13 protein-coding genes and 2 tRNA genes are annotated in these 13,610 nt (G+C 68.6%); 11 read left to right on the forward strand and 4 right to left on the reverse strand.

From position 1 onward, the window contains the following. The first annotated feature begins 45 nt into the window (after window positions 1-45). From HCA44_RS14615 to HCA44_RS14625, 3 genes are all read left to right on the forward strand, one after another. A complete protein-coding gene (locus HCA44_RS14615) occupies window positions 46-681 on the forward strand; it encodes a DsbA family protein (RefSeq protein WP_169649606.1) in 636 nt (211 codons plus the stop codon). 82 nt (window positions 682-763) lie between these two features. Beyond that, window positions 764-1,237 carry a ribose-5-phosphate isomerase gene (locus HCA44_RS14620; RefSeq protein WP_169649608.1) on the forward strand — a complete coding sequence of 158 codons (474 nt, stop codon included), beginning with the start codon at window positions 764-766 and terminating at the stop codon, window positions 1,235-1,237. A gap of 5 nt (window positions 1,238-1,242) precedes the next feature. Then, entirely contained in the window at window positions 1,243-2,040 is a 798-nt protein-coding gene (locus HCA44_RS14625; RefSeq protein ID WP_169649610.1) for an Fpg/Nei family DNA glycosylase, read from the forward strand. A gap of 54 nt (window positions 2,041-2,094) precedes the next feature. Here the strand turns inward: HCA44_RS14625 and HCA44_RS14630 are convergent, their stop codons facing one another. Together HCA44_RS14630 and HCA44_RS14635 are read right to left on the reverse strand one after the other, a co-directional pair. Further along, window positions 2,095-2,877 carry a DUF1542 domain-containing protein gene (locus HCA44_RS14630; RefSeq protein WP_169649612.1) on the reverse strand — a complete coding sequence of 261 codons (783 nt, stop codon included), beginning with the start codon at window positions 2,875-2,877 and terminating at the stop codon, window positions 2,095-2,097. Window positions 2,878-3,097: 220 nt separating this feature from the next. Then, window positions 3,098-3,171: transfer RNA gene (locus tag HCA44_RS14635), tRNA-Gly, on the reverse strand. A gap of 143 nt (window positions 3,172-3,314) precedes the next feature. On the opposite strand from HCA44_RS14635, the gene HCA44_RS14640 reads away from it, so the two are divergent. The 6 genes from HCA44_RS14640 to aroQ all read left to right on the forward strand — a co-directional run bounded on the left by HCA44_RS14640 (window position 3,315) and on the right by aroQ (window position 8,391). Then, window positions 3,315-3,391 (forward strand) — tRNA-Pro (locus HCA44_RS14640). Between the two features lie 90 nt (window positions 3,392-3,481). Next, on the forward strand, window positions 3,482-4,861 hold the full coding sequence (gene tig / locus HCA44_RS14645) for a trigger factor (protein WP_169649613.1): 1,380 nt from the start codon (window positions 3,482-3,484) through the stop codon (window positions 4,859-4,861). 185 nt (window positions 4,862-5,046) lie between these two features. After that, the gene (locus HCA44_RS14650) at window positions 5,047-5,631 is read left to right on the forward strand and encodes an ATP-dependent Clp protease proteolytic subunit (RefSeq protein ID WP_169649615.1); all 585 of its coding nucleotides are present in this window, start codon (window positions 5,047-5,049) and stop codon (window positions 5,629-5,631) included. 46 nt (window positions 5,632-5,677) lie between these two features. Beyond that, window positions 5,678-6,340 (forward strand): ATP-dependent Clp protease proteolytic subunit, encoded by a 663-nt coding sequence (locus HCA44_RS14655; RefSeq protein ID WP_206038180.1) that lies wholly within the window; start codon window positions 5,678-5,680, stop codon window positions 6,338-6,340. 242 nt (window positions 6,341-6,582) lie between these two features. Beyond that, the gene (clpX, locus tag HCA44_RS14660) at window positions 6,583-7,860 is read left to right on the forward strand and encodes an ATP-dependent Clp protease ATP-binding subunit ClpX (protein ID WP_169649619.1); all 1,278 of its coding nucleotides are present in this window, start codon (window positions 6,583-6,585) and stop codon (window positions 7,858-7,860) included. 87 nt (window positions 7,861-7,947) lie between these two features. After that, on the forward strand, window positions 7,948-8,391 hold the full coding sequence (gene aroQ / locus HCA44_RS14665; RefSeq protein WP_169649621.1) for a type II 3-dehydroquinate dehydratase: 444 nt from the start codon (window positions 7,948-7,950) through the stop codon (window positions 8,389-8,391). Between the two features lie 248 nt (window positions 8,392-8,639). Here the strand turns inward: aroQ and fdhD are convergent, their stop codons facing one another. Then, on the reverse strand, window positions 8,640-9,464 hold the full coding sequence (gene fdhD / locus HCA44_RS14670) for a formate dehydrogenase accessory sulfurtransferase FdhD (RefSeq protein WP_169649623.1): 825 nt from the start codon (window positions 9,462-9,464) through the stop codon (window positions 8,640-8,642). Between the two features lie 171 nt (window positions 9,465-9,635). Between fdhD and HCA44_RS14675 the strand changes: the two genes are divergently transcribed. Beyond that, entirely contained in the window at window positions 9,636-10,259 is a 624-nt protein-coding gene (locus tag HCA44_RS14675) for a GNAT family N-acetyltransferase (RefSeq protein WP_169649625.1), read from the forward strand. Window positions 10,260-10,334: 75 nt separating this feature from the next. Beyond that, window positions 10,335-12,437: a prolyl oligopeptidase family serine peptidase gene (locus tag HCA44_RS14680; RefSeq protein ID WP_169649765.1), complete on the forward strand. Its 2,103-nt coding sequence runs from the start codon at window positions 10,335-10,337 to the stop codon at window positions 12,435-12,437. Here the strand turns inward: HCA44_RS14680 and HCA44_RS14685 are convergent. After that, a complete protein-coding gene (locus tag HCA44_RS14685; RefSeq protein ID WP_169649627.1) occupies window positions 12,421-13,413 on the reverse strand; it encodes a pirin family protein in 993 nt (330 codons plus the stop codon). The two genes, HCA44_RS14680 and HCA44_RS14685, sit on opposite strands and share 17 nt — an antisense overlap. Between the last annotated feature and the right edge of the window lie 197 nt (window positions 13,414-13,610).

Genomic DNA, 13,610 nt, shown 5'->3' on the forward strand with positions numbered 1-13,610 from the left:
TGCACATGCCGCGTGCCGGTGATCGCTCGAATCGAGGAGTGACAGGTGAGTTCACAAGAGAGCACGTCGAGCACGGGCGCCCGGGACCGGGTGGACTTCTGGTTCGACCCGTTGTGCCCGTGGTGCTGGATCACGTCGCGATGGATTCTCGAAGCGGAGAAGGTGCGCGACATCGACGTCGCCTTCCACGTCATGAGCCTCGCGGTGCTCAACGAAGGCCGGGACCTGCCCGACGAGTACCGCGAGATGATGACCAAGGCGTGGGGGCCGGTGCGGGTGGCGGTCGCCGCCGCCGGAGAACGCGGCGACGAGATCCTCTCGCCGCTCTACACGGCGATGGGCACCGAAATCCACGACCGTGGCAACAAGGATTTCGCCGACGTCGTCGTCAAGGCACTCGGCGAGGTGGGGCTCCCGCTCGAACTCGCCGAGGCCGCCGACTCGGACGAGTTCGACGCCGAACTGCGGCGCAGCCACCACGAGGGCATGGACAAGGTCGGCGACGACGTCGGAACGCCGACGATCCACGTCAACGGCGTGGCGTTCTTCGGCCCGGTGCTGTCGCGGATTCCGCGCGGCGAGGACGCGGGGAAGATATGGGACGGAACCGTCGCACTCGCGTCCTACCCGCACTTCTTCGAGCTCAAGCGCACTCGCACGGAAGACCCCGAGTTCGACTGAGCGGGCCGCACCGGCCGCGGGGCGCGGCCGCTACGGCCCGCCCTGCGGCCTGCCGGTGCCCGACACCTGCAACAATCGAGGCATGCGCGTATACCTCGGCGGCGACCACGCCGGTTTCGAACGGAAGACCCAGATCATCGAGCACCTGCAGGCGAACGGTCACGAGACCGTCGACTGCGGCGCCCTCACGTACGACGCGGCCGACGACTACCCGGCCTTCTGCATCGAGACCGCGCGTCGCGTGCTCGCCGACGAAGGCAGCCTCGGGATCGTCCTGGGTGGCAGCGGCAACGGCGAACAGATCGCCGCGAACAAGGTTGCGGGCATCCGTTGTGCGCTCGCGTGGAGCGTCGAGACCGCGACGCTCGCGCGCGAACACAACAACGCCCAGATGATCGGCATCGGCGGCCGCATGCACACGCTCGAGCAGACGCTCGAGATCGTCGACGCGTTCGTGTCCGCGCGCTGGTCGGAAGAGCCTCGGCACCAGCGTCGCATCGACATCCTCGGTGAGTACGAGAAGACCGGCGTGCCGCCTGCGCTTCCGGAGTCCTGACCCTCGTGCCCGAGGGCCACACCCTGCACAGGCTCGCCCGGCTGCACCGGAAACGGTTCGCGGGCGAGCCTGTTGCCGTATCGAGCCCGCAGGGCCGCTTCGCGGACGGTGCCGCGGTCGTCGACGGGCGCGTACTCGTCGACGCCGACGCGTGGGGGAAGCACCTGCTGCACCACTACGACGGCGCCGTGACCGTGCACGTGCATCTCGGCTTGTACGGCGCGTTCACCGAGTCCCCCACACCGATGCCCGACCCCGTCGGGCAGGTGCGTATGCGGATGGTGGGCGACGCTGTCGGCACGGACCTGCGCGGGCCGACACGCTGCGAGATCCTCACCCCACCCGAGGTCGACGCGCTCGAAGCGCGGCTCGGGCCCGATCCACTGCGTGACGACGCCGATCCGGACCGCGCGTGGGCACGCATCTCGCGCTCGTCGGCTCCTCTCGGTGCGCTGCTCATGGACCAGGCGGTGCTCGCGGGCGTCGGCAATGTCTACCGCGCGGAAGTGCTGTTCCGGCACAACCTGCATCCCGAGCTGCCGGGGCGCGCGCTCACACGCGACGAATGGGACGCCGTCTGGGCCGACCTCGTGGTGCTCATGAAGGTCGGTGTCGAACGCGGGCGTATGCACGTGGTGCGCCCCGAACACGACCACGGTGCGCCGTCCTACGCCGCCGACCGTCCGCGCACCTACGTGTACCGGCGGGCTGGGGAGCCGTGCCGGGTCTGCGGCGGGCTCGTGGCCCACGCCGAGATGAAGGGCCGCAACCTGTTCTGGTGCCCGAACTGTCAGCAGCGCTGACTGTCGGGCGTCCTCGTTCGTGTGGTTTCCCCGATCGGTCGGGGCGTGGAGACGTCAGAAGTCGAAGTCCATGCCGCCCATGTCGAAGCCGCCGCCGCCGTCGTCCATGCCGCCGAAGTCGTCGCCGCCGCCTGCGTCGCCGCCCATGTCGTCGCCACCGGCGTCGCCGCCGTCGCCACCCGCGTCACTGCCGTCGCCGGCGCCGCTCTCGAACGCCTGTGCGTCGTACGGCACGCCCGCCATGCCCGAGAACATCGCGGAGAACAGGAACATCGAACCGAGGCCCCAGGCACCTGCGACGAGTGCGGGCTTCCACCACGGCTCCGAGTACCAACCGGCGGGGACGGGCCGACCCGCGACACGGCCGCCCGGGTAGTAGTTGGGGGTGCGCGACGACGGGTTCGGCGATGCCGCGACCTGGCGGCCTTCGAACTCGACCTCACGGTCCTCGGTGACGCGGCCCGCGGCCTGCTGGCCGTCGATGCTGGGCACCTCGGGACCGGGGTCCATGCCCATCGCGGTGCGCGCCGCGCGAATGTAGTAGAGGCCTTCGAGCGCGGTCTGCTTCGCGAGGCGTGCTTGCGCGGGCGAGTTGGCCTGCTCGATCTGCGAGCCGGCAGCGGTGTACCGCTCGGACGCATCGGCGAGGGCCTGCTTGGACGCCGTGTCCGAGCCGACGAGGTTGAACACCTGGCCACCGAGCCGCTCGATGGCCTGGCGGGCATCGGCCTTCGCGTCGTCGAGGCTGCGCTGAGTGTTGCCCGCCTTGGTGGCCTGGCTGCGCATCACCACCACGACGACGGCCGCGAGTACGACGACGATCAGCAAAAGTTCCACAGGATGCCTCCAGCGGCCGAGAGGTCGGCAAAACGGACACTGTCCACAGTACCGATGTGCCGCGCGCGTCGTCCGGGACGGTCGTGCAGCATTGTGCGGAGCCGACTCCGGGTCGGTGGGGCGTGAGAACGGGGTGGACGCAGAACGGCCCGCCGACCTGAATTGCCAGGTGAGCGGGCCTTGTGGTGCGTCACGCGCCGTGGAGGCTGCGCCGACGTGGTGGAGGGGATGACGGGAATCGAACCCGCGTAGCCAGTTTGGAAGACTGGGGCTCTACCATTGAGCTACATCCCCGCGCATACGGCATCTGGTGGGATCGCCATCTCCGCCGTGTGCGTCACAGACTGTAGCGGACCCGACTTTGGATTTCCTAATCGGGGGGCCGTAGGATTCCCCTTCGGGTTCCCGTGCGGTCGACGGGAACTTTTCTCGGTCAGCGGGATGTGGCGCAGCTTGGTAGCGCATCCGCTTTGGGAGCGGAGGGTCGCAGGTTCGAATCCTGTCATCCCGACCAGAAGGACGCTGCGTCACGCATTCGCGTGATGCGGTACCACCCTTCGATGCACGACGTGAAGAAGCAAGAAATCCAACGAAGGAGCATTCCGTGAAGAGCACCGTCGAGCGGCTGAGCCCGACGCGAGTCCGTATCAACGTTGAGGTGCCCTTCGAGGAGCTCAAGCCTGATTTCGACAAGGCCTACAAGGCGCTCGCGCAGCAGATTCGTCTCCCCGGCTTCCGTCCGGGCAAGGCCCCCGCGAAGCTCCTCGAGGCACGTGTCGGTCGCGGCGCCGTGCTCGAGCAGGTCGTCAACGACGCGATACCCGCGCGCTACAGCGACGCCGTCAGCACCTCCGACGTGCAGCCGATCGGGCAGCCCGAGGTCGAGATCACGAAGATCGAGGACGGCGACGTCCTCGAGTTCGCAGCCGAGGTCGACGTCCGCCCCGAGATCACGCTTCCCGACTTCTCGTCGATCGCGGTCACCGTCGATCCCGTCGAGATCACCGACGAGGCCGTCGACGAGCAGCTGCTGTCGCTGCGTCAGCGTTTCGGCACCCTCACCGGCGTCGACCGCCCCGTCCAGGACGGCGACTTCGTGTCGATCGACCTGGCGGCCACCGTCGACGGCCAGCCTGTCGAGGACGCCACCACCGAGGGGCTCTCGCACGAGGTCGGTTCGGGTCAGCTCATCGAGGGCCTCGACGAGGCGATCGTCGGTGTCGAGGCGGGGGGCTCGAAGGAGTTCACCACCAAGCTGGTCGCGGGCGAGTTCGCAGGCAAGGACGCCGTCGTCACCGTCACCGTGCAGAGCGTCAAGGAGCGTGAGCTTCCCGAGGCCGACGACGAGTTCGCACAGCTCGCGAGCGAATTCGACACTCTCGACGAGTTGCTCGCCGACCTGCGTGAGCGCGTGGGCCGTGTCCGCAAGGTCGAGCAGGCCGGTCAGATCCGCGACAAGGTGCTCGAGTCGCTTCTCGACACGGTCGAGGTTCCGTTGCCCGAGGGCGCCGTCAAGGCCGAGGTCGACAGCGCGCTGCACGATGCGATCCACGGTCTCGACCACAGCGAGGAGGCCCTTGCCGAGATGCTCGAGCAGCAGGGCTCGAGCCGCGAGGAGTTCGACAAGGAGGCCAAGGAGAACGCCGAGCGTTCGGTCAAGACCCAGCTCCTCCTCGACGAGATCGCCGAGCAGAAGGAGGTGTCGGTGGGCCAGGAAGAGCTCACCGAGCGCATCCTGTTCCAGGCGCAGCGCTACGGGATGTCGCCCGAGCAGTTCATTCAGCAGATTCAGCAGGCGGGCCAGCTCGGCGCGATCTTCGCCGACGTACGTCGCGGCAAGGCGCTCGCCGAGGTCGTCGAGGAGACGACCGTCACCGACACCGACGGCAACGCGATCGACACCGCGGAGATGTTCGGTGCGGCCGAGCAGGAGAATGCCGACGAGTCCGGCGCCGATTCCGCTGAGGGCGAAGCGAAGGAATAAGGCAGGTCAAGGGGTGTTTTCATACCCCTTCTCCGACATGGGCTTTCCGCTATGAGCGAAGTGGGGCGGCACCGGGACTCCGGTGCCGCCCCACTTCGTTAGTGTCAGTGTCAGCAAACAACGATCCACACCAGAAGGCAGGTACCGTGACTTCGACTCACTTGGAGACTCCGCAGAGTCCCGCCATGACTTCGGCCACCGCAGGCTTGAACCTCAGCGACTCGGTCTACGAACGCCTCCTGCGCGAGCGGATCATCTTCCTCGGCACCCAGGTCGACGACGACATCGCGAACAAGCTGTGCGCGCAGATCCTGCTGCTGTCGGCCGAGGACCCCACACGAGACATCTCGCTCTACATCAACTCGCCGGGCGGCTCGGTCACCGCGGGCATGGCCATCTACGACACGATGCAGTTCGCCGAGTGCGACGTCGCGACGTACGGCATGGGCCTCGCGGCGTCGATGGGGCAGTTCCTGCTGTCGGCGGGAGCACGGGGCAAGCGCTACGCGCTGCCGCACGCGCGGATCATGATGCACCAGCCGTCCGCGGGCATCGGCGGCACGGCGGCCGACGTCGCGATCATGGCGGAGCAGTTCGCGCACACCAAGCGGGAGATGGCCGAGTTGATCGCCGAGCACACCGGGCAGACGGTCGAGCAGATCACCATCGACTCGGACCGCGACCGCTGGTTCACCGCGCAGCAGGCCCTCGAATACGGGTTCGTCGACCACGTCATCTCGCGTGCCCCGCGCCGCGGAGACGCCGGCTGATCCTGCCCGAAATCGACTTCCACTCATTGGAGACCAGATGACCAACATGTTCGGCGACCGCACGCCCGACGCACTCGGCGGCCAGGCACCCGGCGGCGCGCAGTCGCGCTACATCCTTCCGTCGTTCATCGAGCACTCGAGCTACGGCGTCAAGGAATCGAACCCGTACAACAAGCTGTTCGAGGAACGCATCATCTTCCTCGGCGTCCAGGTCGACGACGCGTCGGCGAACGACGTCATGGCACAGCTGCTCGTGCTCGAGTCGCTCGATCCCGACCGCGACATCACGATGTACATCAACTCGCCCGGCGGCTCGTTCACGTCGCTCATGGCGATCTACGACACGATGCAGTACGTGCGCGCCGACATCACGACGGTGTGCCTCGGCCAGGCCGCGTCGGCCGCGGCCGTGCTGCTCGCTGCGGGTACCCCCGGTAAGCGGCTCGCGCTGCCCAACGCGCGTGTGCTCATCCACCAGCCGGCCACGGGCGGCATCCAGGGGCAGGTGTCCGACCTCGAGATCCAGGCGGCGGAGATCGAGCGGATGCGCCGTCTCATGGAGACCACGCTCGCGAAGCACACCGGCAAGGATCCCGACGTGATCCGCCGCGACACCGACCGCGACAAGATTCTCACCGCGGCGGAAGCGGTCGAGTACGGCATCATCGACGACGTCCTCGAGTACCGCAAGCTCAGCGCCCAGAAGTGAGCTCGATCCCGCCCCGGCCGGACGCCGCCTATGGTGGAGGGTGCGCCGGGGCGGGCGCGTCGTCGGACGCGATTGCGGCGACACACCCCGGGCAAAGGCCGGTAAGCAGTCGCCCCCGCCGGTGATATCCGGGTACGGTCGATTGACTGCCGATCGTGGATCACGGCGGCCGGCCCCCAGACCGGTCACTCCGGTCGGCACGACACCCTGCACGCAGACGAAGGAAGTAGGGACCTGACGAGATGGCACGCATCGGTGACGGCGGGGATCTGTTGAAGTGCTCTTTCTGCGGCAAGAGTCAGAAGCAGGTCAAAAAGCTCATCGCAGGCCCCGGGGTCTACATCTGCGACGAGTGCATCGACCTCTGCAACGAGATCATCGAGGAGGAGCTCGCCGAGACCAGCGAGGTCAAGCTCGACGAGCTGCCCAAGCCGAAGGAGATCCGCGAGTTCCTCGAGAACTACGTCATCGGCCAGGACCCCGCGAAGCGCACGCTCGCGGTCGCTGTGTACAACCACTACAAGCGCATCCAGGCAGGCGACAAGGCGCGTGACACCCGCGGCGAAGCGGTCGAGCTCGCGAAGTCGAACATCCTGATGCTCGGACCCACCGGCTGCGGCAAGACGTACCTCGCGCAGACGCTCGCCAAGATGCTCAACGTGCCCTTCGCGATCGCCGACGCCACGGCTCTCACCGAGGCCGGCTATGTGGGCGAGGACGTCGAGAACATCCTGCTCAAGCTCATCCAGGCGGCCGACTACGACGTCAAGCGCGCGGAGACCGGCATCATCTACATCGACGAGGTCGACAAGATCGCCCGCAAGAGCGAGAACCCGTCGATCACGCGCGACGTGTCGGGCGAGGGTGTGCAGCAGGCGCTGCTGAAGATCCTCGAGGGGACGCAGGCGAGCGTGCCCCCGCAGGGCGGTCGCAAGCACCCCCACCAGGAGTTCATCCAGATCGACACCACCAATGTGCTGTTCATCGTGGCGGGTGCGTTCGCGGGGCTCGAGAAGATCGTGTCCGACCGCGTCGGCAAGCGTGGTCTCGGCTTCGGTGCCGAGGTGCGGTCGAAGGCCGAGATCGACACACAGGATCATTTCGCCGAGGTCATGCCCGAGGATCTGATCAAGTTCGGGCTCATCCCCGAGTTCATCGGCCGTCTGCCGATGATCGCGTCGGTCACGAACCTCGACAAGGACTCGCTGGTGAAGATCCTGTCGGAGCCACGCAACGCGCTGGTCAAGCAGTACACGCGGCTGTTCGAGATGGACAATGTCGAGCTCGAGTTCACCGACGACGCGCTCGGCGCGATCGCCGATCAGGCGATCCTGCGGGGCACCGGTGCCCGTGGTCTGCGCGCGATCATGGAAGAAGTGCTGCTACCGGTCATGTACGACATCCCGAGCCGCGACGACGTCGAGAAGGTCGTCGTCACCGCCGAGACGGTCAACGACAACGTGCTGCCGACCATCGTGCCGCGCAAGCCCGAACGCGAGCGTCGCGACAAGTCCGCATAGGGCGTCGTCCCCGCCGCGCACACTGCCGCTATCGTGGGGCGGTCGCCCTCGTGAACGGCGGCACACCCACTCGTGCGGAGGTGCAGCGTGACCACAGCGGGCCCGATCTACGTGCTCAACGGCCCCAATCTGAACCTGCTCGGCACCCGCGAACCCGACATCTACGGTCGGGACACCTTCGACGACGTCGTGTCGCTGTGCCGCACCTCCGCGGCCCGGTTCGACCGCTCTGTCGACGTGCGGCAGTCGAACCACGAAGGTGTCCTCGTCGACTGGGTGCAGGAGGCGCGCGAGCACGCGTCGGGCCTGGTGCTCAATCCCGCGGCGTACACGCACACGTCGGTCGCATTGCGTGACGCGCTCGCGATGCTCGACGTGCCGGTGGTGGAGGTCCACATCAGCAATGTGCACGCGCGCGAGCCGTTCCGCGCCCACTCGTACGTCTCACCGGTCGCGACGGGCGTGATCGCCGGCCTGGGTGTCACGGGCTACGCGCTCGCGATCGATTATCTGTGCCGCACCGCGCGCTGACCTCGTCGCCGCGCGAGTGCGCGTAATCGTGACCTGGTGCCGCGTGTAATCGTGACCCCGACGCGGTACCCATGGAAGAGGAGCTGCTCCCGGCCGAGGCGACACGGGACTTCGAAGGGCGCTCCCGTTCTGCTGTCGAGACGATCGGAGGATGATGATGGATGCCGTGATGTATCCGGTCATCGTGGTGGTCTACGTGTTGTCGGCGATCAGCTCCGGCACCCTCGGCACCTGGTGGTGACGGTCGGTCAGTCGATCTTGATCCGGTCGGCGCCGGTGTAGACGTTCATGGCGTTGCCGCGCAGGAAGCCCACGAGCGTCGTGCCGTTGTCGGCTGCGACGTCCACCGCGAGTGACGACGGCGCGGACACCGCGCCCAGTACGGGCACGCCCGCCGTCACCGACTTCTGCACGAGCTCGAACGACGCGCGGCCCGACACGATGAGCACCGTCTCGCGCAGCGGCACCAGGTTCTCGCGCACCGCCCACCCCAGCACCTTGTCGACGGCGTTGTGCCGCCCGACGTCCTCGCGCACTGCGAACACGGTGCCGTCGGGTCCGAACAGTCCTGCTGCGTGCAGGCCGCCGGTCGTGTCGAAGGCGCGCTGACGGGCCCGCAAAGTGTCGGGCATGTCCGAGAGCGCCGACGCGGCGACGATGACCGCGTCGTCTGCCGGCCGATGCACGTTGCGGGTGCGGACGTCGTCGAGTGACGTCTTGCCGCACACCCCGCATGCCGACGACATCAGGAAACTGCGGTCGGTCGCGGAAGGGGGCGTGACGCCCGGCGCGAGCGCGACGTCGACCACGTTGTAGGTGTTGACGCCGTCGTCGTCCTTGCCGTCGCAGTACCGCAGAGCCGCGATCTCGTCGCGGTGCCTGATCACGCCCTCCGCCAGCAGGAAACCGTGCACCAGATCGAAATCGGCTCCGGGGGTGCGCATCGTGACGGTGAGCGCGACACCGCCGACGCGGATCTCGAGTGGTTCCTCGACCGCGAGCGAATCGGGTCGTCGGCTCGACTGGTCACCCGTGACCCGCACGATCGGCCGGCGGGTGGTGACTCGGCCCATGATGCACTCCCTGCTCGCGGCGCCACGGACGGGGCGCGCATGACGCGTGTGGTGAAGCTGCCGTCCTCATCGTAGAAGCGGCAGTGGTGTTCGCGCAGAGAACCATTTTCCGCGTTCGCGCAGAGAACCTTTCCGGCGAGAAGGTCGTGCTGCTCGGTTAGGGTCTGGCCCATGGCACCCGAGACACGTCCCGCAACGCACGACGAGATCCCCGCGGTCGCGGCAGTGCTGGCGGAGGCGTTCGAGTCGGATCCGGTGATGGCGGCGATGTTGCCGGACCCGGTCACCCGGACGCGCCGTCTCGGGCGGCTGTTCGCGACCGAGGTCCGCCACCATCATTTCGCGGGCGGCGGCGTCGACATCGCGGTCGACGGGGACGGGACGATCGGTGGTGCCGCGGTGTGGGATCCGCCGGGCCGATGGCGTCAGTCGGCGTGGGCCGGGTGGCGTATGTTGCCGCAGCACATCCATGCGCTGGGAGCGCGGGCGGTGGCAGGCGCCCGCATCGACCGGGCGTTCGAGCGGGCCCACCCCGCCGAGCCGCACTGGTACCTGTCGATGATCGGTACGGCAGGCGCGGCGCGCGGCGGCGGATTCGGCAAGGCGCTGCTCACGTCCCGGCTCGCGGTCGCCGACGGGGAGGGAATGCCCGCGTATCTCGAATCGAGCAATATCGCGAACGTGCCCTACTACGAGCGGTTCGGATTCGCGCCACACGGCGAGATCGACGTGGTACCCGCACGGAACGGCAAGCCGGCCGTCGTCGCGTACGCGATGTGGCGCGACCCTCGGTGAGCGGGATGTGAGCGTGGGATCCTCGCCCTACCGGCGCCTCGTGATACGACAACAGATGTGACAGCGATTCCAGGGATGCACGAGGGGACCCCGTTCGACGAGTTCGACGACTACGTACGACTCGTGCGTGTGTCCGGCCTCACGATGTCGCCCGACGGCAGACGTCTCGTCGTCACCGCAGCGACACTCGACGGCAAGGGCACGTCGTTCGTCGACGCGTTGTGGGAGATCGACGCGACGGGCGCCCGGCCGCCGCGCCGGTTGACGTGGGGGCTGACGGGGGAGACCGGAGCCGCGTTCACGCACGACGGGGACCTGCTGTTCACGGCGGCGCGGGCCGTGGCGTCCGGCACCGGCGCCAGGGAATCCACCGACGCCACTCCGCCCACGAGCCTGTGGCGGTTGCCCGCACGCGGGGGAGAGGCACATGTCGTCGTCACGCGCGGCGGTGCAGTTCGTGGTGTCGCGACGGCGCACAGCGCGCCCACGTTCGCGGTGTCGGTCGCGATGTTCGGCCGCACCGTCGACGACGACGCGCGTATCCGCGGCGACCGCGAACGCCGCGACATGTCCGCGGTTCTGCACACCGGTTACCCGGTGCGGCACTGGGATCACGAGCTCGGCCCCGAGCGGCCGCATCTCGTCGCGGGTACCGGTGGCGCCGAGCTCGTGCCGGACGCGGACGCCACCGTCGATCTGGCACCCGACGCGGGCGACGCGCTGCGCGACGCCGAGTACGTCATCGCCCCCGACGGCAGCTACGCCGTCACGACGTGGACGGTGCCCGCACCGCTCGCGGCGCGACGGACGACACTCGCGCGCATCGACATCGAGTCCGGACACCGCACCACGCTCGTCGACGATCCGGACGCCGATCTGTCGGCTCCCGTGGTGGCGCCGGACGGGCGCACCGTCGCCTTCCTCCGCGAGTCGGTGGCGACGGCAGAGCGCGCGCCGCGTGTCACTCTGCACCGCTGCGACGCTGCGAGTGGCTCGGTCGAGCGTCTCGTGCCCGCCTGGGACCGGTGGCCGACGTCGGTCGCGTGGCTCGCCGACGGTTCGGGGCTCGTGCTCACCGCGGACGATCACGGCAGGGCGCCGATCTTCGTTCTGCGCGAGGGTGACTCGGTGCCGCGCCGGGTGACCGACGACGACTTCGCCTACACCGATGTGCGGGTCGCGCCCGACGGTGCCACGGTGTTCGCCCTGCGCTCGTCGTATGCCGCGCCACCACATCCCGTGCGCATCGACCTGGCGTCCGGGGCGGTCACCGTGCTCGCGACGCCCGCCGCGGCCGTCGACTCCGAGCGATTGCCCGAACTCCCGGGCACGCTCGTCGAAGTCGAGACCGAGTCCGACGACGGGGTTCCGCTGCGGGCGTGGATGGCCGTCCCCACGGGGGCCGAACCGCATGCCCCCGTGCCGCTGCTGTTGTGGATCCACGGCGGGCCCCTGTCGTCGTGGAATGTGTGGTCGTGGCGCTGGAACCCGTGGCTGCTCGTCGCACAGGGGTACGCGGTGCTGTTGCCCGATCCCGCGCTGTCGACGGGCTACGGTCAGGAGTTCGTGCAGCGCGGGTGGGGCCGCTGGGGCCGGGAGCCGTTCACCGACCTGATGGCGCTCACCGACGCGGCCGTCGCGAGACCCGAGATCGACGCGGCGCGCACCGGCGCGATGGGCGGGTCCTTCGGGGGGTACATGGCGAACTGGGTTGCCGGTCACACCAACCGATTCCGTGCGATCGTCACGCACGCGGGGCTGTGGGCGCTCGACCAGTTCGGACCCACGACCGATGCCGCGTGGTACTGGAACCGTGAGATGACCCCCGAGATGGCCGTCGAGAACTCGCCGCACCTGTTCGTTGCCGACATCGCGACGCCGATGCTCGTGATCCACGGCGACAAGGACTATCGCGTTCCCGTCGGGGAGGCGCTGCGGCTGTGGTACGAGCTGCTGTCGGAGTCCGGACTGCCCGCCGACGACCAGGGCGAAACGGTGCACCGCTTTCTCAGCTTCCCGTCGGAGAACCACTGGGTGCTGCGTCCGGAACACGCCCGCGTCTGGTACCAGGTGGTCGAGGCGTTCCTTTCCGAACACGTCCTGGGCGAGCCTGCCGCGATGCCCGACGTCCTCGGTGTCGATCACGACCCCGGTGTGTCGGTCATCCCCGAGGAGTGAGACGCGCATTCGGCAGAGCGGGAGCGGGCAGCGTCTCGGTCCACGCGTCCGGGAAGTCGCCGAACCGCGAGGCCTGACCCGCTCGTGCATGCTGCCATTGCGCGCGGTACTCGGCGATCTCGTCGTGTGTGCGTCCGATGAAGTTCCACCACATCACGATGCGTTCGCCGAGCGGAGTGCCGCCGAGCACCAGCATGCGCACGGGTCCCTCGCAGTCCACGGCGAGCCGCGCGCGGCCCGGCGACAGGTAGACGAGATCGCCGGGGCGCGCGGTGGTGCCCTCGATCGAGGCGGTGCCCTGGTCGACGAGCACGCCGTGCTCGAAGGCGGGGTCGATCGGGGCCGAGAATCGCCCACCGTCGGACGCCACCTCGGCGCCGAGCAAGGGGGTGTGCGTCGTGACCGGCGAACCGTGTCCCAGAAACGACCCGAGGAACACCAGCACACGGACCCCGTCGACATCCACGGCCTCGGGCGCGTAGTGCTCGAAGCCCGGAGCGGTGAAGCGCGACCGGTCGGGCAGCGCGATCCACAACTGCACGCCGTGCAGCACGCTCGTGTCGGCGGTCGAGAACTCCGAGTGCGCGATGCCGGATCCGGCGGTCATCAGGTTGAGCTCGCCCGGCCGGACCGTCGCGTGGACGCCGGTCGTGTCCCGGTGCTCGATTTCGCCGCGGAACAACCACGATGCGGTCTGCAAGCCGGTGTGCGGGTGCCCGGCCACACGCATCCCGCCGGTGCCCGCGACGTCGTCGGGCCCGTAATGGTCGACGAAGCACCAGGCACCCACGAGCGGACGCCGTCGGTGCGGAAGGGTGCGACGAACCGTCATCGCGCGTGGCCCGCCGAGCGGCACCTCGCGCGGTTCCACGAGTTCGGGCGGTTCGGGCGTCGCGTCGCAGGCTTCGCGCGCGGCGACGGCGGGGTCGAGGCCCGCGAGGTCCGTCTCGTCGGGTCTGGCATCGAGATTGCTCATGTCGCTCCCGCGGGTCCTCGGTGATCGGTGCGCCTGCAGTCCGGTGCGTTCGCGTGACCGGCACTCGTGCTGCTCCAGCGTGTCCGTTACCACACTATGCATATGGGCCGAACCGGGCGTGGGGGACGAGACGCGGGCAAACCGGCACGTGCGTGCGCTTCGACCCCGTGGCGGGGCGACCTCGTCATGGGCGCTCG

Source organism: Rhodococcus sp. HNM0569, from assembly GCF_012726205.1.
Taxonomy (GTDB): domain Bacteria; phylum Actinomycetota; class Actinomycetes; order Mycobacteriales; family Mycobacteriaceae; genus Rhodococcus_F.

Excerpts from the sequence above, each read along its gene's own strand:
- HCA44_RS14620 (WP_169649608.1), top strand. The coding sequence starts at position 764 with ATGCGCGTATACCTCGGCGGCGACCACGCCGGTTTCGAACGGAAGACC.
- HCA44_RS14650 (WP_169649615.1), top strand. The coding sequence starts at position 5,047 with ATGACTTCGGCCACCGCAGGCTTGAACCTCAGCGACTCGGTCTACGAA.
- HCA44_RS14655 (WP_206038180.1), top strand. The coding sequence starts at position 5,678 with ATGTTCGGCGACCGCACGCCCGACGCACTCGGCGGCCAGGCACCCGGC.
- clpX (WP_169649619.1), top strand. The coding sequence starts at position 6,583 with ATGGCACGCATCGGTGACGGCGGGGATCTGTTGAAGTGCTCTTTCTGC.
- fdhD (WP_169649623.1), bottom strand. The coding sequence starts at position 9,464 with ATGGGCCGAGTCACCACCCGCCGGCCGATCGTGCGGGTCACGGGTGAC.
- HCA44_RS14675 (WP_169649625.1), top strand. The coding sequence starts at position 9,636 with ATGGCACCCGAGACACGTCCCGCAACGCACGACGAGATCCCCGCGGTC.
- HCA44_RS14680 (WP_169649765.1), top strand. The coding sequence starts at position 10,335 with ATGCACGAGGGGACCCCGTTCGACGAGTTCGACGACTACGTACGACTC.
- HCA44_RS14685 (WP_169649627.1), bottom strand. The coding sequence starts at position 13,413 with ATGAGCAATCTCGATGCCAGACCCGACGAGACGGACCTCGCGGGCCTC.